Annotated in this window: 21 protein-coding genes and 2 tRNA genes; 10 read left to right on the top strand and 13 right to left on the bottom strand. The window is 53.6% G+C overall.

What is annotated here, in order from left to right; all coding sequences use genetic code 11:
- Nucleotides 1-50 precede the first annotated feature (50 nt).
- A complete protein-coding gene (locus MOMUL_RS13045; RefSeq protein ID WP_062285464.1) occupies nt 51-1,232 on the top strand; it encodes a site-specific integrase in 1,182 nt (393 codons plus the stop codon).
- A 114-nt stretch (nt 1,233-1,346) separates the two neighbouring features.
- Here MOMUL_RS13045 and MOMUL_RS13040 read toward each other — a convergent pair.
- Nucleotides 1,347-1,420 (bottom strand) — tRNA-Gln (locus MOMUL_RS13040).
- Between the two features lie 200 nt (nt 1,421-1,620).
- On the opposite strand from MOMUL_RS13040, the gene MOMUL_RS13035 reads away from it, so the two are divergent.
- The 6 genes from MOMUL_RS13035 to MOMUL_RS13010 all read left to right on the top strand — a co-directional run bounded on the left by MOMUL_RS13035 (nt 1,621) and on the right by MOMUL_RS13010 (nt 7,091).
- Nucleotides 1,621-2,865: an ISL3 family transposase gene (locus tag MOMUL_RS13035; protein WP_084785651.1), complete on the top strand. Its 1,245-nt coding sequence runs from the start codon at nt 1,621-1,623 to the stop codon at nt 2,863-2,865.
- Between the two features lie 204 nt (nt 2,866-3,069).
- On the top strand, nt 3,070-3,750 hold the full coding sequence (locus MOMUL_RS13030) for a response regulator transcription factor (protein ID WP_084785650.1): 681 nt from the start codon (nt 3,070-3,072) through the stop codon (nt 3,748-3,750).
- Complete coding sequence (locus MOMUL_RS13025) at nt 3,747-5,159, top strand: sensor histidine kinase (protein ID WP_062285459.1); 1,413 nt, start codon at nt 3,747-3,749, stop codon at nt 5,157-5,159. Before MOMUL_RS13030 ends, MOMUL_RS13025 begins: the two co-directional genes overlap by 4 nt.
- Before the next feature lie 82 nt (nt 5,160-5,241).
- Entirely contained in the window at nt 5,242-5,847 is a 606-nt protein-coding gene (locus tag MOMUL_RS13020) for a hypothetical protein (protein WP_062285457.1), read from the top strand.
- A 254-nt stretch (nt 5,848-6,101) separates the two neighbouring features.
- Nucleotides 6,102-7,001: a deoxyribonuclease IV gene (locus MOMUL_RS13015; protein ID WP_236713116.1), complete on the top strand. Its 900-nt coding sequence runs from the start codon at nt 6,102-6,104 to the stop codon at nt 6,999-7,001.
- A 14-nt stretch (nt 7,002-7,015) separates the two neighbouring features.
- Nucleotides 7,016-7,091 (top strand) — tRNA-Glu (locus MOMUL_RS13010).
- An 83-nt stretch (nt 7,092-7,174) separates the two neighbouring features.
- Here MOMUL_RS13010 and MOMUL_RS16710 read toward each other — a convergent pair.
- Nucleotides 7,175-7,327, bottom strand: coding sequence for a hypothetical protein (locus MOMUL_RS16710; protein ID WP_156274924.1), 153 nt, complete (start codon nt 7,325-7,327; stop codon nt 7,175-7,177).
- A gap of 211 nt (nt 7,328-7,538) precedes the next feature.
- On the opposite strand from MOMUL_RS16710, the gene MOMUL_RS17575 reads away from it, so the two are divergent.
- The 3 genes from MOMUL_RS17575 (at nt 7,539) to lexA (ending at nt 9,204) form a co-directional block, all read left to right on the top strand.
- A complete protein-coding gene (locus MOMUL_RS17575; RefSeq protein WP_256370596.1) occupies nt 7,539-7,673 on the top strand; it encodes a hypothetical protein in 135 nt (44 codons plus the stop codon).
- An 87-nt stretch (nt 7,674-7,760) separates the two neighbouring features.
- Nucleotides 7,761-8,168, top strand: a complete 408-nt coding sequence (locus MOMUL_RS13005; protein ID WP_062285454.1) for a (2Fe-2S)-binding protein — start codon at nt 7,761-7,763, stop codon at nt 8,166-8,168.
- Nucleotides 8,169-8,583: 415 nt separating this feature from the next.
- Nucleotides 8,584-9,204 carry a transcriptional repressor LexA gene (gene lexA, locus MOMUL_RS13000; protein ID WP_153018406.1) on the top strand — a complete coding sequence of 207 codons (621 nt, stop codon included), beginning with the start codon at nt 8,584-8,586 and terminating at the stop codon, nt 9,202-9,204.
- Here the strand turns inward: lexA and MOMUL_RS12995 are convergent.
- The 11 genes from MOMUL_RS12995 to MOMUL_RS12945 all read right to left on the bottom strand — a co-directional run bounded on the left by MOMUL_RS12995 (nt 9,186) and on the right by MOMUL_RS12945 (nt 21,343).
- Complete coding sequence (locus MOMUL_RS12995) at nt 9,186-10,475, bottom strand: methionine gamma-lyase family protein (protein WP_236713115.1); 1,290 nt, start codon at nt 10,473-10,475, stop codon at nt 9,186-9,188. The two genes, lexA and MOMUL_RS12995, sit on opposite strands and share 19 nt — an antisense overlap.
- A gap of 27 nt (nt 10,476-10,502) precedes the next feature.
- Nucleotides 10,503-11,492 carry an AAA family ATPase gene (locus MOMUL_RS12990; protein WP_064774428.1) on the bottom strand — a complete coding sequence of 330 codons (990 nt, stop codon included), beginning with the start codon at nt 11,490-11,492 and terminating at the stop codon, nt 10,503-10,505.
- Between the two features lie 104 nt (nt 11,493-11,596).
- On the bottom strand, nt 11,597-11,983 hold the full coding sequence (locus tag MOMUL_RS12985) for a DUF1540 domain-containing protein (RefSeq protein ID WP_062285450.1): 387 nt from the start codon (nt 11,981-11,983) through the stop codon (nt 11,597-11,599).
- 126 nt (nt 11,984-12,109) lie between these two features.
- Nucleotides 12,110-12,355, bottom strand: a complete 246-nt coding sequence (gene hfq, locus MOMUL_RS12980) for an RNA chaperone Hfq (RefSeq protein WP_062285448.1) — start codon at nt 12,353-12,355, stop codon at nt 12,110-12,112.
- Between the two features lie 40 nt (nt 12,356-12,395).
- Nucleotides 12,396-13,361: a tRNA (adenosine(37)-N6)-dimethylallyltransferase MiaA gene (gene miaA, locus MOMUL_RS12975; RefSeq protein ID WP_062285446.1), complete on the bottom strand. Its 966-nt coding sequence runs from the start codon at nt 13,359-13,361 to the stop codon at nt 12,396-12,398.
- Between the two features lie 17 nt (nt 13,362-13,378).
- Entirely contained in the window at nt 13,379-15,220 is a 1,842-nt protein-coding gene (gene mutL, locus MOMUL_RS12970) for a DNA mismatch repair endonuclease MutL (RefSeq protein ID WP_062285444.1), read from the bottom strand.
- Nucleotides 15,221-15,224: 4 nt separating this feature from the next.
- Nucleotides 15,225-17,792 carry a DNA mismatch repair protein MutS gene (mutS, locus tag MOMUL_RS12965; protein ID WP_062285502.1) on the bottom strand — a complete coding sequence of 856 codons (2,568 nt, stop codon included), beginning with the start codon at nt 17,790-17,792 and terminating at the stop codon, nt 15,225-15,227.
- Nucleotides 17,793-17,811: 19 nt separating this feature from the next.
- Nucleotides 17,812-19,194, bottom strand: a complete 1,383-nt coding sequence (gene miaB / locus MOMUL_RS12960; protein WP_062285442.1) for a tRNA (N6-isopentenyl adenosine(37)-C2)-methylthiotransferase MiaB — start codon at nt 19,192-19,194, stop codon at nt 17,812-17,814.
- Nucleotides 19,195-19,253: 59 nt separating this feature from the next.
- Nucleotides 19,254-19,736, bottom strand: a complete 483-nt coding sequence (locus MOMUL_RS12955) for a bifunctional nuclease family protein (RefSeq protein WP_062285440.1) — start codon at nt 19,734-19,736, stop codon at nt 19,254-19,256.
- A 48-nt stretch (nt 19,737-19,784) separates the two neighbouring features.
- The gene (locus MOMUL_RS12950) at nt 19,785-20,228 is read right to left on the bottom strand and encodes a PPC domain-containing DNA-binding protein (RefSeq protein WP_062285438.1); all 444 of its coding nucleotides are present in this window, start codon (nt 20,226-20,228) and stop codon (nt 19,785-19,787) included.
- Nucleotides 20,229-20,245: 17 nt separating this feature from the next.
- On the bottom strand, nt 20,246-21,343 hold the full coding sequence (locus MOMUL_RS12945; protein WP_062285436.1) for a DUF362 domain-containing protein: 1,098 nt from the start codon (nt 21,341-21,343) through the stop codon (nt 20,246-20,248).
- Nucleotides 21,344-21,355 lie beyond the last annotated feature (12 nt).

Genomic DNA, 21,355 nt, shown 5'->3' with positions numbered 1-21,355 from the left:
CTTGCACCAAACGGTATAAATGGTAAATATGGTAAATGGAGGGAAATATAATGCCAAAACGCCGTGGCAACGGCGAAGGGACCATCAGCAAGAGGAAAGACGGCAGGTGGGAGGGTAAAGTCACTATCGAATACGACCCGGTAAACGGGAAAACTAAACGCCTGACGTTCTACGGCAGGACCAGGCAGGAGGTGGCCGAGAAGATAACCAAAGCCCTGGCCGAAATCCAGCATGGGACTTTCGTCAAGCCCACGGGGGAGACGCTGGGGGAATGGCTGGACATATGGTTTGCGAATTATGTAAAGCCGCGTGTCCGGCCTACAACCAGGGATAATTACGAAGCCACTATCAGAAAGCATATCAAACCCTATATAGGCGACCAGAAGCTGGGCCAGTTGTTACCCAGCCACTTGCAGGCCTTGTATAACCGGAAGCTGGCTGAAGGGCTGTCAGGCCGCACAGTCAGGTTAATTCATACCGTCCTCCACGCCGCCCTGAAACAGGCCGTCAAGGAAGGGCTGGCAGTACGCAATGTTGCCGAAGCGACCAGCCCGCCGCGATGGGAGAAAAAGGAGATGCGCGTCCTGTCGCCGGAAGAACAGAACCGCCTGCTGGAGGCCCTGGAAAGCCACAGGTTGTATGCTGCCTTCCTGCTGGATATGGCTACAGGGCTTAGGCGTGGTGAACTGCTGGGCTTGAAATGGGAGGATATAGACCTGAAGCAGGGCCTTATCCATGTAAAGCGGACCCTGGTCAGGGTGAAGGCCGAAAACGGGCCGGTTAAAACCGCCCTGGTTTTCCAGGAACCGAAGACGGCCCACGGTAGGAGGACGATACCAATACCGGAGAGCATCCTGCCGGAGTTGAAAGCTCATAAGAAAAGGCAAGCCCAGGAGAAGTTAATCATGGGCCAAAACTATCAGGACAACGGCCTTGTATTCTGTGGCATTGATGGTAGGCCGTTAGACCCCTCCAGTTTTGGCGACCACTTTGCCAAGTTAGCGAAAAAGGCTGGGATTGAAGAGGCTTCAATGCATACCTTAAGACATACGTTCGCAACCAGGTTGTTGGAACTAAACGAGCATCCTAAAATAGTGCAAGAACTTTTAGGCCACAGCACCATTACTATGACCCTTGACACCTACAGCCATGTATCACCTGAATTAAAAAAGCAGGCCGCTGCCAAGTTGGATGGCTTATTTAAACCAAAGAAAAAATCCTCCCCTACATAAAATTTAGCGGGAAAGGAGGAAAATTAGATTAAGGAGTATTCCACTACTGTCGTCAAACTGTCGTCAAAAGCCCTTAAAAGGGCGGCCTCCGTTTCCCGGAGGCCTTGATTTTACTGGCTGCGGGACCTGGATTCGAACCAGGGCAACATGATCCAGAGTCATGGGTGCTACCGCTACACCATCCCGCATTGTTTTTCCGCGCAAAAAGTATATTAGCACAAAACTACGTTAAAGTCAAGGCGTACCCGGCTCTATAATAAAAAGTGTGGGAAGAGATGGAAGGACAGAGGAGATGAAATTTTATTAGGAGCTAAAGGAGGAAAAAGAGGGGGGCACATCCAAATCAAATGTTAGCAAACAAAAAACCCATTAGGAAAGGAGTGCCCCCATGAATAAGAATAGCACGATCACCCTCAAGGGACAAGAGAATTTTGATAAAATACTCCAGTCCATTTTAGGAGAACAGCAGGAACGTAAAGATATTGTGTTAAGGGTGACTCTAGACCCTCCAGCATTATGTCCTGCATGTAACAAAGGCAAATTACATAAGCACGGCATATTAAAGAAGAACCGGAAGCCAAGAGAAAGGAAAATTCGTCACGCTTTTTTATACGGGAGATGGATTTTTTTATCCTGGGTTCCTGTACGGTATAAGTGCTACCATTGTCATAAGACTTATACCCTTCGTCCTCCGGATACCATCCCCTGGGCCAGATTTACAAAACTAGGAGTACAGACAGTAGTGTATTATGCCCAGAGGATGAGCTTTACCTATGCAGCCCAAATATTAAACCTTACTCCTAGTAGGGTTATAAAATTACTAGACAAGTATATCCAGTTTGGTCTTCCAGCAGATGATACTCAAGAGCCCATAGTCTTAACCTTAGATGAGCTGTCCTTTAGCGGGAATGATTTTGTATGCGTAGTAGGGCGCTTGGAACCGGATAAGAGGCCTTTGACGATTTTGGGTGATGACAGGAAAGCAACTATAAAGGCTTACCTGGAGGGGCTCAAAAAAGCCGGGGTTAAAGTAGAAGCAGTAGTAATTGATATGAAAGACTCCTGGCGCAAGTTAATAAAAGCAATCTTTCCTTCAGCCAGGATAATAGTAGACCCTTTCCATGTAATCCAGGACGCTAACCGTCGCTTAAATGAAGCACGCAAGATAGAGCAAGAAGCAAGCAAGGAGAATATACCCCGACTGCCCTTGCTTAAGGCCAAGGAAAAACTTACTCCCAGACAACAACAGCAGCTAGAGGAAATTAAGAATAAGTACCCGTCCCTCTATGAACTATACCAGCTAAAAGAAGATTTAAGACAAATCATAAAGATGGACCGGGTTGAAGAGGCAGAAATTGCCTTAAGCCGTTGGCTTATAAATGCAGAATGCGCTGAAAATGTAGAGGGACGGGTATGGGCTCGTACTATTAAGTCCTGGAGGTCAGAAATATTAAACCTGGTTAGATACACCCAGCAAGGCCGCCGGTACACCAATGGTTATATAGAAGGCAAGAATACTTTAAGCAAAATGCTGAAACGCTTAAGTTTTGGTTTTAGGAACCGTAATCATTTCATCAAGAAAATTTTCCTGGGATGTTGCCCCCAAAATTTAATCCCACAACTATTGACATAGAGCCGGCGTACCCGGTTTCATTTTTGGGGACTCAGGTAACCTGGAAGTTACAGCAATCTAAAACCAGCTTAGCGCTGGCATAAGTTCCTGGCCCCTTCTACAAAGGGCAGGGCGCCCTCCCGGGTCGGCATAAAACACGGGCCGCTACCCTTGACAGTATTTTAACCCCGCGTTATATTTGAAACAACTTGAGGGGTGATACCTTTGCGGACCCGCATCCTAGTTGTTGATGACGATGCTAAGATTACCTCCATGCTAAAAAGGGCCCTGACCTACGAAGGTTATGATGTAGAAGTCGCCAGCAACGGTCACCAGGCCCTGGCTCTGGCGGCCAGCCAGCCCGACCTCATTGTCCTTGATATCATGCTGCCCGGCATTGACGGCCTGGCCGTATGCCGGCAGTTGCGGGCCCACAGTGATATTCCCATCCTCATGCTGACGGCCCGGGATGATACCGCCGACCGGGTCCTGGGATTGGATACCGGGGCCGACGACTACCTGGTTAAACCCTTTGCCCTGGAAGAACTGCTGGCTCGCATCCGCGCCCTCCTGCGGCGCCGGTCCCGGGGAAAAGAGCCAAAAATCCTCCAGTACAGCGATTTAACTTTAAATACAGCCACAAGGGAAGGAAAAAGAGGTGAAAGAACCTTTACCCTCACAGCCAAGGAGTATGAACTACTGGCTTATTTCCTGCAAAATCCCCTCCGGGTCCTTACCCGCGACGAGCTCATGACCCGCATCTGGGGTTATGATTTCAGCGGCGAATCCAATGTACTGGAAGTTTACATTGGCTATTTACGCTCCAAGCTGGAAGCGGGGGGCGAGCCGCGCCTTATCCAGACGGTCCGCGGGGTGGGCTACGTCCTCAAGGAGCAACAGCCATGACCCTGCGCTGGCGCCTTACCCTTTTAGTTACTGTTATCCTGACCCTCACCTTTCTCGTCCTGGGAGGCCTGGTCTACCTCTTCATGGGGCGCTACCTGACCAGTGCCGTTGATCGTTCCCTGGCTTTCCGCGCCCAGGAGGTCGTCAGCTCCATAAAAGTTGAAAGCAATTTCCTGCGCCAGCAGCGTATCACCCTGCCCGATGTTAACGTTTTTGCTGCTCCCGATATCTTTTTGCAAATAGTCGACAGCGAAGGCTTTGTGGTTACCAGGTCGTACAATTTAGGCCGCCAGACCCTGCCGGTGGGACCCCAAACGTTAATCCAGGCCCGCCAGGGTATTGCTTTCTTTACGACAGAGGCCATCGATAATTACTCCTTAAGGGTTTACAATGTACCCCTCCTTCTCAGGGGCCAACCGGTGGGCTTGCTCCAGGTAGCTACCATTTTGAGTACCGTGGAAAAAACCCTGGGCAACCTGCGCCGGGTACTTATCTTCCTGGGCCTGGTTGCTGTTTTAATGGCTACCATCCTGGGCTATATCCTCGCCCGGGCAGCCCTCAGGCCTATCGAGCGCCTGACCCAGGTGGCGGCACAGATAGGGGAGGGGAGGGATCTGGCCCAGCGCGTTCCTTACCATGGCCCCATGGACGAGATCGGCCGGCTGGCGGCCACTTTTAATGCCATGTTGGGCCGCCTGCAAAGGGCCTACACCCGTTTGGAGGAAGCCTACAGCGCCCAGCGCCGCTTTGTTGCCGATGCCTCCCATGAATTGCGTACCCCCCTGACCACCATCCGCGGTAATGTGGATTTACTGCGTAAAATGAAGGGTGCGGACATGGCAACCCAGGAAGAAGCCCTGGCTGATATAGCCAGCGAAGCCGAACGGATGAGCCGGCTGGTGAATGACCTCCTTACCCTGGCCAGGGCGGACGCCGGCCAGGAAATTAAACGCGAGCCCCTGGAAATAGCCGGCCTTTTACAGGAAGTAGCCCGCCAGGCTCCCTTGCTGGGCGAGGCCTACTTTACGGCCACCGGCCTTGAAAACCTGGCCGGCCGGCAGATCATGGGCAACCGGGATTATTTAAAGCAATTACTCTTTATCTTACTGGATAACGCTTTTAAATATACTCCTGCCGGGGGTGAAATCGAGCTGGCGGCATCTGTTAAACCTGAAGGACTGGTTATCGAGGTGAAGGATACTGGGCCCGGCATTGCTCCCGCAGATCTAGAGCACATTTTTGAACGCTTTTACCGGGCCGACACCACCCGCAGCAGCGGCGGTACCGGCCTGGGGCTGGCCATTGCCCGCTGGATTGTCGAGCAACATCAGGGACAGATTAATGTAGACAGCAGGTTAGGGGAGGGTACGACCTTCAGGGTTATCCTGCCGTTGTTGAGGAGCGCATAATTTCTTATGATTTTCTCAGGTTAATTTCATCTTTTTTTCAACATAGGTGGATAAAATAACCTCCAGAGAGGAGGTGATGAACTTGGCTAAAATCAAAAAGTACCTCAGCCCGGTTTTAATCCTGGTAGTGGTCCTGAGCTTGGCTGCCGCGGGGATAGCTATGGCCCAGGACAATTCCTCTTCCCAGCCCCGGACCAGCTTGAAGCAGCTTTATCTGGAAAAACTGGCCGCCAACCTGGGAATAGGAGTAGACAAGCTCCAGGATGCTATGAAAAATGCCGGGCAGCAGGCCCTTGACGCCGCTGTATCTGCCGGTTTAATGGACAGCGCCAGGGCAGAGAAGCTGCAAAAGTCCATTGCTGCTGAAGACTGGCCATGGTTCGCAGGGCACAAACCCGGACCTCACGGACGGCAGCAATTCCCGGGTAACGCCATTGCCACCGCCCTGGGAATGACGCCGCAGGAGTTGCGCCAGGAACTCCAGAGTGGTAAAACCCTGGAGCAGATAGCTACTGAAAAGGGCCTGACCCTGGCACAGCTCAAAGAAAAGCTAATTAATGAGGCTAAAACCAAACTGGATCAGGAAGTCGCCAGTGGCAAGCTAACCCAAGATAAAGCCGACAAGATTTTAAGTCGCCTGGAGCAACTAGACCTGAGCAAATTTTTCCAGCCAAAGCAGCCCCGTTAGCGCTCCCCTCATACCTCCTCTAGCCATAGATTATTTTTAGGTTCACCAGGCCAGCTCGATACCAGGGTAGAAGTCACCAAACTCTCTTAAATGACCACCCCGGCATTATGCCGGGCTTTTTTCTTTGGCAAAGGATTGACAGATATTTTACCAAGTGATAGGTTAGAGAAAATACATACCACAACCCGGAACCGCAAAAGAACAAGTTTTGAATAGATACCGGTATTAAGCCGGTTTTTACGGAGGATTCCCCCATGAAGACTGGTGCTTATAACGGTGAAGGCATGAAAATGCTGCGCCTGGGAGCCCACCTTTCCATAGCAAAGGGATTACCAAAAACCGTAACTATGGCGAAAGAGATAAAGGCCAATACCTTCCAGTATTTCACCCGCAACCCCCGCGGCGGCGCGGCCAGGGAAATCCCGCCTTCAGAAATAGCCGCCTGGCAGGAGGCCAGGCAAAGGGCCGGCCTCTATCCCATTGCCGGCCACCTGCCCTATACCGTCAACCTGGGAGCTGTGCCGGGCAGGCAGCAGGAATTTGCCCGTATGGTCCTCCATGATGACACCTTGAGGGTAGCTGCCATTGGGGGAGAATACCTGATCACCCACCCCGGCCACCACGAAGGCGACCGCGAGGCCAGTTTAGAGAGGATTATCCAGGTGATTAAAGAGTCCTATTTAAGTATCCCTGAACCAGGCCCAATGCTTTTACTGGAAACCATGGCTGGGCAGGGAAAAGAAGTAGGTTCCCTTGAGGATTTGCGTTCCATCCTGGCATGCCTGGAGTGGCCGGAAAAGGTGGGTGTTTGCCTGGACTCTGCCCATCTATTCGCCGCCGGCTGGGACCTGCGGACCCCATCCGGCTGCCGGCAACTGGTAAAAGAGTTAGAAGCAAAGATCGGCCTGGAGCGGGTTAAGGTCATGCATTTAAATGATTCCCTGGCGCCCCTGGGCAGTCACCGGGACCGCCATGCCGGTATCGGCAGGGGAGAACTGGGGGAGGAGGGGATAGCTGCTATTGTCAACGATCCTTTTCTAGGTGAGTTGACCTTGCTTTTAGAAACACCAGTAAGCACCTATGAAGAATACGGGGCTGAAATAGCCCTGGTGCAGAAACTACGTCTTGACGGCTCCCGGGAACCTGTGCTATAATAATCCCCGGTTGAGGCCCTATCGTCTAGTGGCCTAGGACGCCGCCCTCTCACGGCGGTAACCGGGGTTCGAATCCCCGTAGGGCTACCAGATAATTGCAGAACCAGGTTCCTCTAAGGAAACCTGGTTCTTTTAATTTCAATAGATTATAAAGGAGGGGGCTTAGCCCCCGGCTAACCGGCTGGTTCTTGTTGCTGGCGGCGTCGCAACCATATACTTAACAAGTAACCATCCAGCAAGCCCATGGGGTAAGCCAGTACGGTGAGCCACCAGGGCCAGCCGCGCCGCTGCGGGCGCATGCCCATGGTATAACGGCCTCGAAACACCTGCACATCCCCCCTTTAAAACTTATTATCATACCAGAGGGCAGCGTCTATTCTCTATTTTATTAACATAATACCGGGAATTGCCTGCGTAGAGGTAAGGTAAGGTACATAAACTAGCGATATGAATTACTTTAGAGCTCCGAGGCTCAACTTTTACTCAATAATTAGCATGACCAAAAACCGGTAAAACTTTTTGCAAGGGGGGGAAGAGATGCCCAGGCGTTTTAAACTAAGCCGTAACGGCCCCAATCAGGACCGTCGTTCAAAGGTAAGGGCCAGGGAGCTTCATCATATCCGCGGCAACCAGGTTATCATTGATCCTGAACGGGGCCCGGAAAATAAATAATAAGAGTAGTATTGCTGGTCCTAAAACCTTACCCGGGTTTAACGGGCCAGCTCTTTTAATACTTAAATAAGAAAGGGAGTACTCATAATGACGCATGAAGTCTGCGGTGGTAAAGGCAGGGAAGCTAACACGGCTTGCCCGGTTTGTGGTACAAAGGGGCAAAAAGTACCGGGGATAACGGTAGCTAGTTTACTTAATACGGCAGTAGCGGCTTCTTTTAGCGATATCCGGTACAATTTATGCCTGTCACCATCATGTAACGTTGTCTACTATAGCGATAATGGTACCGTATTTACAAAGGAAAATGTCCGCGTACCGGTCTGGTTTAAAGAAGAATTGCCCCGGATAATCTGCTACTGTAATAACGTTACGGATAGTGAGATATTGGACCACATTGTAACCAGGCAATGCTGCCACAATTTAAAGGATATCCGGGAACATACGGGTGCTAATGCCGGTCATGACTGCCTTACCAAAAACCCGGCCGGAACCTGATGTAGCCCGGCGGTGCAATCGGTGATTGCCCATGGATTAGCTATGCGTGCTAACAAATAATCCGGTGCAGGCACCGGTTTATTTTTATTCCCACAGAAAAAATATCGCCGGGGATTTTGCCCTGACTTATATTACCCTCTCTATTACTTTACATAATAATTATTATAGGAAGTTGTAGCTTCTACAGATTAGTAATCTCCTTCATTTACCTGCTAATCTTTTAGCTGCAAAATACCGGTTGCTGCCTCTGCCAGCAATGTGCGCAGGATTTTAATTTCTGGTATTGCAGGACCTGTGCCTGGATTATTTTCCATACAAATATCAGAAAATATTTTGCTGTTCTTGTAACGAACAGTTGTTTACAGGGTAAAAATATGTTAGGATAAGTTATAGAATGAACCTGGAGGGATTGAGGTTGACGTCCGATTTAACGCCCAGGCAAGAAATGGTCCTTAACTATATCCGCCATTTTATCGATGTGCACGGTTACCCACCTACGGTCCGGGACATCTGCCAGGCTACTGGCCTGCGTTCAAGTTCTACCGTTCACGGCCATTTAAACCGGCTGGAGAAAAAGGGTTACATCCGCCGCGATCCCACCCGCTCCCGGGCCATCGAAATCCTTACTACCTACCCGGGCCCTTCCCATACCACTAGAAACATGGTTTCCGTCCCCCTGTTGGGCAAAATTACCGCGGGTCAGCCCATCCTGGCCGTGGAAAATATCGAAGAAGTCTTCCCTCTCCCCTCCGAACTGGCCGGGAGTGAAGACGCCTTTATGCTCCAGGTCCAGGGCGACAGCATGATTGAAGCCGGTATCCTGGATGGTGATTACCTCATTGTCCGGCCCCAGGACAGGGCCGAAAACGGTGATATTGTCGTTGCTCTCCTCGGTGACGAAGCTACCGTTAAATATTTCCACCGCTATGAAGACCATATAGAACTGGTCCCGGCCAACAGCCGCCTGCAACCCATTAAAACCCGGGAAGTAACCATCCTGGGTAAGGTCACCGGCCTTTACCGCCGTTTCTCCTGAAGCAAACCCCGGTTTACCATTTCCTGGGCCGCCATCAGGAGGGCGACCCTGGTATAGGGATAGGCCTGTCCCCCCTGGAGGAAAACGGCATAGGGCGGCCGTAAGGGGCCATCGGCGCTGAGCTCAATGGAAGAGCCCTGGATAAAGGTCCCCCCAGCCATGATGACCTGGTCTTCATAACCGGGCAGCAGGGCTGGTTCCGGTACCGTAGTCGCCTCTACCGGGCAACCCTTTTGCAGCCCCTGGCAAAAGGCCAGCAGTGTTTCCCGCTGTCTCAGGATAATACATTGTACGATATCCCGCCTTCGTTCCCCGGGCAAAGGGTCAACGTCAAAGCCCAGGCCTTGGAAAAAGGCAGCCGCAACGATGGCTCCCGTAAGGGCTTCCCTGACTACCAGGGGAGCCAGGTATAAGCCCTGGTAATAAAGGCGTTTCTCAGTAAAGGCCCCCAGCTCGCCCCCCAGGCCGGGTGCGGTCAGGCGCGCCGCCACCTCCTCTACCAGGTCCTCCTGTCCCACTATATAGCCACCGCCCGGTGCCAGACCGCCGCCGGGGTTTTTAATTAAAGAACCCACCACCAGGTCGGCCCCTATCTCACCCGGTTCCTGCTCCTCTACCAGCTCCCCGTAACAGTTGTCGACCAGGCAGACGGTTTCCCGGTTGGCCTCTTTAATGGTGCTGATTATCCGGGCCAGTTCCTGGATACCCAGGGAAGGCCGTAAGCTATAGCCCCGGGAACGCTGGATAAGGCACATACGGGGCCGCATGACATCTACAGCCTCGGCCAGCTTTGCCAGGTCCGGACGGCCTTGGGTATCTAAGGCTACTTCGGCGTATTTTATTCCCCATTCCCTTAAGCTTCCCGCTACCCGCGGGCCCAGGCCGATGACCGTAGCCAGGGTGTCGTAGGGGCGGCCACAGGCGGACAGTAAGGTATCACCGGGTCGCAGAAGGGCACTTAAAGCCAGGGTCAGGGCGTGGGTACCGGAAACAATCTGCGGGCGAACCAGGGCAGCATTGCCGCCAAAAAGGCTGGCAAAAAGCCGCTCCAGGGTGGAACGCCCCAGGTCACCATAGCCATAGCCCGTGGAATCCTGGAAATGGTACTCGTTTATCCCCTGCCTTTGAAAGGCCTGGAGTACCTTTAAGTGATTATAGGCGCTGACGGCATTTACGGCCGCGATTGCTTCCCGGCTGTCATTTTCGGCTGCCTCTAGCTTCTCTACCAGCCAGGGGGCAATGGGAAAAAACCTGGTTATACTTTGTGCCAATCCAATTCTTAACCCCCACACCTCAAACTACCGGGAGTTATTATAGCAGATCGGCGGTCCCCCGGGAAGATTGCTTTCCCCTTCCTTTACCCCGGCCGGCAGGGCCGGTCGCAACAGGTCTTCCCTTTCAATACTCATCAATTCCTGCCGGGTAAGGTTTTTCTTATTTACCAACCGCAAGGCCTGGCGGCGCATGGCCCTTTCGATAATATTGCGAACCATGCGGGCATTACCGTTATAGCGGTGGCCAAAAAGGACTTCCCGGCGTAAAATCTTTTCTAGCTCCCCGGCAGCCGCTGGCGTAAGGATATATTGTTTTTCAGCCAGCATCACCTGGGCAATGGCCAGCAATTCCGGCACGGTATAATCGGGAAATTCCAGCTGGATAGGAAAACGGGAACGCAGCCCCGGATTTGTCTCCAGGAAATAGTCCATTTCGTCTTTATAACCGGCCAGGATGAGAATCAGGTTATCGCGGTAATCCTCCATACCCTTGACCAGGACGTCAATGGCTTCGCGGCCAAAATCCTTCTCCCCGCCCCGGGCCAGGGAATAGGCCTCATCAATAAAGAGTATGCCACCTATGGCCTTTTTTAGCTGTTCCCGGGCTTTGTGGGCCGTGTGGCCGATATACTCCCCCACCAGGTCGGCCCGTTCTACCTCAATCAGGTGTCCGTAGGACAAGACGCCGAGTTCTTTGAATAACCGCCCCATCAGCCTGGCGACGGTACTTTTCCCCGTACCCGGGTTGCCTTTAAAAATCATGTGCAGGGTATTGGCGCTGCTCACCAGCCCTTCCCGCTGGCGCCGGCGTTGAATCTCGACAAAGGCCCTTAATTCCTTGATTAAACCCTTGACATTCTCCAGGCCGATCATTTTTTCCAGCTCGGCCATAACAGCATCCACCCGCCGCCTGCTGTTTAATTCATTTTCCCCGCTGCCCCGGTCACGCTGGAGGGGGCGAATCAGGGACCTGTTACTTCCTTTAGTGTTACTGGTGCCAAATTTAACCTGCAATTTTCTCACCCGCCCTCCCCTGCTCTCTTTATTTTATTTATACGCGCCACCGGGCCGGGTAAGAAAAAAGGCCGGTAGAACCGGCCCTGCTATTTCTTTCCTGCTTAACTTTTGCGCTTAAAGGTAAAACAGTTGGTATCCTGGCTTTCGTCGGCATTAACGCCGACCACATCAATCTTTTCGGCCTTACAATGGTTTCCTTCCGCCCAGTAAGTACAGGTATTGACGATACAGGTAACAGAAGGATAAAGTTCTCCTCCTGGCAGGAAGGTATTGCTCACCAGGCCACCCCAGTTGACATTATCCAGGGAGCCCAGCAGGTTGGCCAGCCCCCGGCGGGCATAAAAGGTCTTGCACTGGGTCTGTTCGGGATTCTGGGCCATCTTGCCCTCTTCTTCATGTATAATATCAATATTGCCTGCCGCACAGAGGTCGCCGTTCATCCAGTGGTTGCAGGTATTTACTTTGCACTTTACTTTGGGTCCGGGCATGTAAAATTCCTCCTTGGCCCTATTTTTTAACCTGGAACCGCAGATTATACCCGTCCCCTTAAATCATCCTGACCCGACAGAAAAAACTCCCCGGTCCAGGCCGGGGAGTTCCGGGGGTGGTAAGTATTATTTGGCTTCCGCCTTGCTCTCGGCCATGAGATTAACCGGCCGGAAGGGCATGATGGTGGAAATGGCATGCTTGTAGATCATTTGTTGCTTGCCATCGGCATCCAGGACCACGGTAAAATTGTCAAAGCCCCGTACTACCCCTTTCAGTTGAAAACCGTTAACCAGGTAAATAGTGACGGGGGTATTGTCCCTGCGCAACACATTTAAAAACAAGTCCTGCAGGTTCCCTTGTGTTTTATTCATTTTGTACCCTCCAGGTTGGTATTTTTTGTTTAGTATAACCCTATTCTACATTAATATCAAGGTGTCCTGCAATATAATTAGCAATCTCTGCTGATATTTCCTCTATCCTCCCGGGTTCTACTTCCCACCAGCGCAGGCGTGTATCCCGCTTAAACCATGTCAGCTGCCTTTTGGCCAGGCGCCTGGTATTGCGTTTCAAGAGGGCTACAGCTTCCTCCAGTTCCATCTCACCGCGGACGTAAGCGCCAATTTCCTTATAGCCCACGGCCTGGAGGGCTGGCAGGCGGTAATCATATCTGGCCAGTAAGCCTCGGACTTCCTCTACCAGCCCCCTGGCTATCATGGCATCGATCCGGTTTTCTATCCGGCGGTAAAGTTGCGGCCTGGGCATAGTCAGGGCAACTGCCGCCAGGTGGTAAGGCGTTTCTTGCCGTCGCCGCCATTCTAAGGCCGCCGAAATGGGCTTGCCTGTCATGATATAAACTTCCAAAGCTCTAACCAGCCGGCGCCGGTCATGGAGGTGAATCCGCCGCGCCGCTTCCGGGTCAACTCTTTTTAACTGTTCATAAAGGTATTCATTACCGCGGCTCCGCGCCTGTTCCTCCAGGTGCTGCCGGATTTTTTTGTCCCCGGGCATGGGAGTAAAAAGGTAGGGATCGACTACCGCCTGGTAATAAAGGCCCGTTCCCCCTACCAGCAGGGGCAGGCGTCCCCGTTGGAGAATGGACGTTACCGTTTCCCGGGCCAGCCTTTGAAAATCAGCTACACTAAAGGGCTCGTCCGGATTAACAATGTCGATTAAATGATGGGGTATGGGTACTCCGTCAGGGCCCACCCGTTCTGCCGGCGTTAATTTGGCTGTGCCAATATCCATACCCCGGTAAACCTGGGCGGAATCAACGGAGATTATTTCCGCCTTCAGCCTGGCAGCTACCTGCAGGGCTATGGCCGATTTACCGGTAGCCGTGGGCCCGACGATGGCCGCCAGGGGTTCCTTGGCAGTCAAGTTTTTACATCCTCCATTTACGCTAAAGGCCGGTGAAAATAACGGGCGATGGTGGCCTGGTCCAGGCGGACCACTGCCGGCCGGCCGTGGGGGCAGGTATAAGGCTGGCTAAGGCCCTGCAGTTCTTCCAAAAGCTTTTGCATCTCTGCCCCACTGAGGGGGTCCCCTGCTTTTATGGCCCCATGACAGGCGATGAGCTTCAGGAGCCTTTCCCCTGCCGGCAGATTATCGCCGGCCAAGAAATCCTCAAGGACTTCCCTTTCTTTACCCGGCGGTACACCTAAGGGCACCGACCGCAGTAAAAAGGAATTGGCGCCAAAGGTTTCAACTATAAACCCCAGCTCCCGCAAGGTCACAATCTGGTCAATGAGTTTCACCGTCATGGCCGGGGCCAGGTGTAAGGTCAGGGGGGGCTCCAGCATCTGCGCCGGCCACCTGCCGGAGTTAACCCGTTTTTGCAGGCTTTCAAAGCGACAGCGTTCATGGGCCGCGTGCTGGTCAATGATATAAAGGCCATCCTTGCCTTCAGCCAGGATGTAGGTATTAAGTAGCTGGCCTATGGCCCTTAAAGGCGGTAGGACCTGGCCGTTCGCATCCACCGCTTCTGTTTGTAAGTCACTCCGGCCATCAATTTCCATATCAGGTTTTACCGCCTGAACTTCTCCAACCTTTTCTGCCCTTTTTTCCTCATCCGCAGGCCTTTCCTTTAATATATATTCTCCCCATAACCGGGCTTGTACTTCCTTTCGCTGGAAAGCAAAATCCTGCTGGAGGGCCCCCGGCCCGGCCGCCTTTCTTCCCTCCAGCCGTCCAGTGGTTACCGGCGCGGCGGCAGTGGTTGCCGGCGCGACGGCCCGGGGAGTATGCAGGGCCCTGTTTACCAGGGCGGCTACCTGCCGGGCCAGCTCGTATTCCTGCTGGAAGCGCACCTCCAGTTTGGCCGGGTGAACATTGACATCCACCAGGCGGGGGTCTATAGCCAGTTGCAGGATAAAAAGGGGATGGCGGCCGCTGGGAATAACGGCCTGGTAACACTCCTCCACAGCGCGGGTGAGGAGGCGGTTAAAAATATAGCGACCGTTGACTGTTAACACCTGCTGGCTGCGGCCGGCCCGGTGCAGCCAAGGGGGCGATATGAAACCCTTCAGCGTCCAGCCCTCGCCCTCGCCGGCCAGGGGCAGTAATTCCCGGCCTGTTTCCAGGCCGTAAATGGCCGCCACTACTGCCTGTAAATCACTATTACCCGGGGTAGACAGCAGGCGCCTTCCCTCCAAGTGGAGATTGAAGGCTACTTCCGGGTGGGCCAGGGCCAGCTTTTCTACAGCAGCAACAATGGCGCGGGCCTCGTTAGCCGGTTTCTTTAAGTACTGCCGCCGCGCCGGAGTATTATAAAATAAATCGGTCACTGTAACCGTGGTACCAGGAGGGCAGCCGATTGCAGTAACCTCCGGCTCCCCGCCACCGGCAATCCTTACCCTGGTACCGGCAGTCTCTCCTGGGGGCCTGGTATCCATTTCTACCCGGGCCACGGCGGCAATACTGGGTAAAGCTTCACCCCGGAAGCCCAGGGTGGTAATCCCCCACAGGTCGGCGGCCCGGCGAATCTTGCTGGTAGCATGGCGGGCAAAGGCCAGGGCAGCATCCTCCCGGTTAATCCCCCAGCCGTCATCCCGGACACGGATTAAGGTGAGGCCGCCCCCTTTAACTTCAATGGTAATATGCCGGGCAGCGGCATCTAAAGAATTTTCCACCAGCTCTTTGACCACCGAGGCCGGCCTTTCGACTACTTCCCCGGCGGCGATCTGGTTGGCTGTGTCGGCATCCAGGATGGCTATCCTGGGACAAAGTTCGCCTGTCAAAGGATCATCCCCTGCTTATTTTTGCTATTTCCGCCCCCTGCTGGTGGAGCTGCCGCTGCCAGCGGAAAATCTGTTCCATGGCTTCCAGGGGCGTGGCGGCCATCAGGGCGAAACTCGCCAGCTCATGTAAAACCTGTTTTTCAATGCTGGTCAGTGTTATGTTCTTTACCGTTTTCACGGCAGCCCGGACTTCACCACCGGGTTGCTGTTCTAAAAGCTCCTGGGCACGCTTAAGCACCGCAGGGGGTAAACCGGCCAGGCGGGCCACATGTATACCATAGCTTTTATCGGTACTGCCGGGAACAATGGTGCGCAGGAAGGTAATCTCTTCCCCCTCTTCCCGGACGGCTACGCAGTAATTTTTTACCCCGGCCAGCTGCCCTGCCAGGGTTACCAGTTCGTGATAGTGGGTGGCAAAGAGGGTGCGGGCGCCGGTGACATCATGTAAATACTCCGTGACCGCCCTGGCAATACTTAAACCGTCGGCAGTACTTGTCCCCCGCCCTACTTCATCCAGGATGACGAGGCTCCGCCGGGTAGCATGGCGCAAGATGTTGGCCACTTCCTGCATCTCGACCATAAAGGTGCTCTGGCCGGCAAAGAGGTCATCGGCGGCGCCCACCCGGGTAAAGATCCTGTCTACCACCCCGATCCTTGCCCTGCGGGCCGGCACAAAGCTGCCGATCTGGGCCATAAGCACTATTAAAGCCACCTGGCGGATATAGGTGGATTTGCCGGCCATGTTGGGGCCGGTAATAATATGCACCCGCTGTTCCTGGTCCAGGTAAGTGTCGTTGGGTACGAAGCTACCGTGGGCCTCCACCAGTTCCACGACCGGGTGGCGCCCCTGCTCGATCTGGATAACCATGCCGGTATCTACCTGGGGGCAGGTATAATTATGATCCACGGCCACAGTAGCCAGGGAAAGGAGGGCATCCAGGACCCCCAGGGCCCGGGCCGTGCGCTGGATGCGGGGCAGCACTTTCAGCACTTCTTCCCGGAGGGCTTGAAAAAGCTCATACTCCAGCTGGACCAGTCTCTCTTCGGCTCCCAGGACCTGGCGTTCCAGTTCTTGGAGGCGGCGGGTAACAAAGCGCTCAGCGTTGGCCAGGGTCTGTTTGCGCTCATAATCAGCCGGTACCTGGGGTAGATTCGGCCGGGTAACCTCTATGTAATAACCAAAAACCCGGTTATAGCCTACCTTTAGCGACTTGATCCCCGTCCGTTCCCTTTCTTCAGCTTCCAGGCTGGCTATCCATTCCCGGCCGTGCTCTGCCGCCTGGCGCAAATGATCAACCTCGGCGTTATAACCGGGCCGGATAATCCCTCCCTCATGGATACTAACCGGCGGGTCATCGACGATGGCCCGGCCCAGGAGGTCCACCAGATCCGCCAGGGGATCCATCTGTTCCCTGATTTTAAGTAAAAACCTGGCCTGGACACCTACCAGTAACTCCATAACTTCCGGCACCACCGCCAGGGACCCCCTTAAGGATTGGAGGTCCCGCCCGCCGGCCGTACCATAAGCCACCCGGCCGGCCAAGCGCTCCATGTCCCGTACGGCCTGTAAGGATTCCCGTAACTCCTGGCGCAGGATAAAACCGTCCACCAGTTCCGCCACGGCCTCCTGGCGGGCCTTAATGGCCCTGACATCCACCAGGGGCTGGTCCAGCCAGCGCCTGAGGGTGCGGGCTCCCATGGCGGTCACCGTTTTATCCAGGACCCAGAGTAAAGAACCCTCTCGCTTTTGCTCCCGGCCGCAGGCTACCAGCTCCAGGTTGCGCCGGGTAGCCTGGTCGAGGACCATACGACTGGTGGAAGCTGCCGGTGCCGGGGCATCCAGGTGAGCCAGGGAGCTATGCTGGGTAGCCTGCAGGAAGGATAGAACCATGGCTGCGGCCAGGCCGGCTGCCGGCGGTAATTCCACCTGGTCCAGTTTATCCTTACCAAAGTGGTCGAGGAGCGCCTGCCGGGCAGCTGCCGGGTCGGCTGGCGGGGCCCAGCTGGTAATTACGCCCCGGGTATAGAGCTGCAGGCGCCGGCAAAAGGAAGCATCGGTGGCCAGTTCAGGTGGCAGTAAATACTCCGCGGGCATCAGGCGTACCAGTTCGTCAAGCAATTCTTCCAGGCCTGGGCAAAGGGTAAATTGAAATTCACCGGTGGAGGCATCGGCCCAGGCCAGGCCTAAATTACCGCCCTCACCCACGATGGCCGCCAGGTAATTGTTGCCCCTGGCCGGCAGGGCTTTTTCGTCAATTATAGTCCCTGGCGTAACCACCCGGATAACCTCTCGCCGGACCAGGCCTTTGGCCTGGCGGGGATCTTCCATTTGTTCACAGATGGCTACTTTATAGCCCTTAGCTATCAGGCGGGCTAAATAGCTATCGGCAGCGTGATAAGGAACCCCGCACATGGGAGCCGCTTCCTTGCCGCCCCGGGAGGTCAACACCAGGTCCAATTCCCGGGATACCACTTCGGCATCCTCGTAAAACATCTCATAGAAATCGCCCAGGCGGAAAAAGAGGATGCTGTCGGGATACTGGGATTTAATCTGGCGGTATTGTTCCATCATGGGTGTCAGGGCCTGTCCTTTAGTCACAGCTGATTTCCCCTTTTAATAACCACGTCTGGGCCCGGGTTAACCGGACATTGACCAGCTTGCCGGTTAAGTTCTGGTCCCCCGGGAAGATAACCAGCTTGTTGGTCCGGGTGCGCCCGCTTAACCGGGAAGGATCCGTTTTACTCGGCCCTTCCACCAGCACCTCTACTTCCTGCCCCACCAGGGCTTCGTTTTTCGCCAGGCTGATCTGGTTCTGGAGTTCCATTAAACGCTTTAAGCGTTCTTTCTTTACTTCCAGGGGCAGTTGTCCGGGCAGGGTAGCCGCCACCGTACCTTTACGTGGCGAGTACATAAAGGTAAAGGCATTATCAAACTGTACCCTGGCCACTAGGTCCAGAGTCTCCCTGAAATCCTCTTCCGTTTCGCCGGGAAAACCGACAATAAGGTCGGTAGTCAGGCTAATTCCTGGAATATGCCGGCGTAAAGAGGCGACCAGCTCCAGGTAATGCTCCCGCGTATAGCCCCGGTGCATGAGTTCCAGGATGCGGTTGCTGCCGGCCTGAACGGGCAGGTGCACGTGCTCGCACACCTTGTCCAGGCGGCTGATGGTCTCCACCAGCCGGGGAGTAAAATCCCGGGGGTGGGAAGTCACATAGCGAATACGTTTTAAACCTTCAATGGCATTGACCCTGGTTAACAGGCCGGCAAAACTAATTTTCTCCTCTAAATCACGCCCGTAGGAATTGACATTCTGGCCCAGCAGGGTTACCTCAATAACCCCCTGGTCAACCAGGTCTTTGATTTCTTTTAATATATCTTCCGGCCGGCGGCTCCTCTCCCGGCCGCGGACATAGGGCACGATGCAGTAGGTACAAAAATTATTGCAGCCATAGGTAATGGTTACAAAGGCCTGGGCGCCGCGGGCCCGGCGCCGGGGCAAATCTTCTACTATCGCGCCTTCCTCTTCCCGGACTGCTACCCGGGGCTGGTGCAGTACCCTGATTTCCTCAACCAGCTTGGGCAATTCAGCCAGGTTATGGGTCCCCAGGAGCAAATCGACATAAGGTGCCTGCTGGCGGATCTTTGCGGCCACGCCGGGCTGCTGGATCATACAACCGGCTACGGCAATTACCAGGTCTGGATTGGCACTTTTCAGTCTTTCTATCTGGCCCAGTTTACCGTAAACTTTATTCTCAGCCTTTTCCCGCACGCAGCAGGTATCAAGGACAATGACATCAGCATCTGCCTCGTCAGCCACCGGCTCATAACCTGCTGCCTGGAGGAGGTCGGCCATCATTTCGCTGTCCCTTTGATTCATCTGGCAACCGTAGGTGATAATCTTAAAGGTTTTCCCTTGACCCGCCAAACTTGAACCCTCCGGAAGTATAGAATGTAACTCCTTTTTATTATACATTTTCCTGGCCCTGGTTACAAATAATCCCGGCCTTTTGCCTGGCCGGGATGGAGGACCTGTTAATGCAGGTGCTTTTTATCATCCTCCGGTTTACTATCTACCAGCATTTGCTGCAAATCCTCAACCTGGTCTGCACTGACCAGGTCCTCAATATTTAAGGTATAGGCTGCCACCTTTTCAGTGATATAGAGGGGTGCGTTGGTCCTGAGGGCCAGGGCAATGGCGTCGCTGGGCCGGGCATCAACTACTATCTCTTTATCCCCCTGGCGGAGGTAAAGTTCAGCATAATAGGTACCGTCGCGGATATCCTGGACCAGAACCTTTTTAACCTCCACTCCCAGGTTCTCACACAGGGAGCGTAACAGGTCGTGGGTCAGGGGGCGCGGTGTCAGGATGCCCTGCAGGGCCAGGGCAATAGCCTGGGCTTCAAAGGGACCCACCCAGATGGGCAAAACCTGAGTTCCCTCCTGGTCGCTCAGTAACACTACCGGGCTCAAGCTCTGATCCAGGACTATCTGTTTTACCTTCACCGGTATGAGCATTATCCCCACCCCCAGTAAAATTATTATTTGTCCAGTCTTTAATCCATTCTATTTCCACAGGGCTAATCCGGTCACCGGGTCATAGACCCGCTCCGGCGGTGCCGGGAGCTCAATTTCCTCAATGAAAACTTCCCCGGCATAAACAATGGTTCCCGGCAAGAGATGACCTCCGTGAATTTTTCCTTCGCGGTCGAGGAAAGTGACGTGGGCATGGACAAAGGGTTTACCATCTTTCAGGGAAACATTGCCCAGGCCGCTTAAAATTTCCATCAGCTGGTCCATTTCCATGGTTATAAAACGCTTTTCATCTACCAAAAAATATCCTACTTTAGCCTTCAAAACACTACCCAAAAAGTTAATGGAACCGAAACGTACATCCTCTTCCGCGACTATACCCTGCAGGGCTTCCAGGAGATCGCAACCATAGGCCAGGCGGTACGCCAGCTGCCGGCCGGACCTGCCTTCCAGCTTTTTAACATATAAATTCGCCATTCTTTCGCATCCTCCTGCTAGAGTTTAATCAAGTTATAGTTTCTCGTTCCCAGGCCAATCTCCTCGGCATATTTTAATAAGGGTGTACCGTCATACCCACTGATGGCCAGGAATTTATCTTTAACGCCCTCGTGACCGTCCAGGCGGGTTCCTGGCAGGGCCGGCTGGGCATTGGCCAGGTCGAAACTAGCCTGGTCCAGGGCCACCGGGTCCCAGGAAGCAAGTATGCCGACATCGGGGATAATGGCGGCGTCATTCCAGGAGTTACAATCGCATTCGGGAGCCACATGCATCACAAAGTTAAAGAAGACGCATTTATTTTCTTTATCCTTGATAGCTCCCCGGGCAAATTCTACAATCTTTTCCTGCAATACTACCGGGTCACTCTTGAAGCTCGCTTTAATAGCCCTTTCCGGGCAGGTCACGGTGCACTCACCGCAGCCAATGCACAGCCCGGCATTGATGCTGGCTTTTTCATTTACGGTAATGGCTCCTGCCGGGCACCAGCGGCGGCACCTGCCGCAGCCTATACATTTTTCTTCCTGGACCTTGGGAAGGACATCGCTGTGCATCATCTGCTTGCCGCCCGGGCTGCCGCAACCCATGCCCAGGTTCTTAATAGTCCCGCCAAAACTCGTCAATTCATGGCCTTTAAAGTGGCTCATGACCACCATGCTGTCGGCGTGGTAAATGGCGCTGCTGATTTTAACCTGCTGGAAATGCCTGCCGTTAACCGGTACCTCATAATAATCCTTGCCTTTCAAGCCGTCGGCTATGATCAAGGGAGCACCGGCCACAGCATAGGCAAAACCGTTTTCAATGGCCGTCTGTAAATGGTCGACGGCGTTGGAACGGGAACCTACATAGAGGGTATTGGAATCCGTAAGGAAAGGTTTACCCCGGCTGGCTTTCACCAGTTCCACCACCCGGCGGGCAAAAACCGCGTTAATATAGGCCAGATTCCCCCTTTCGCCAAAATGGATTTTGATGGCTACCAGGTCTTCCGGCGCTATGGCCCTTTGAAAACCGGCTTTACGCCATAAAGCGGCTACCTTGTCCACGAGATTCTTCCCTTTTTCTGTCCGCATATCAGCCCAGAATACTTCTGCCGCCATTGCTTCCACCCC

This window comes from Moorella mulderi DSM 14980 (assembly GCF_001594015.1).
In the GTDB taxonomy this organism is placed as follows: Bacteria; Bacillota; DSM-521; order Neomoorellales; family Neomoorellaceae; genus Neomoorella; species Neomoorella mulderi.
The sequence above is the reverse complement of the archived record's forward strand: the minus strand, read 5'-3'. Positions and strand labels throughout refer to the sequence as shown.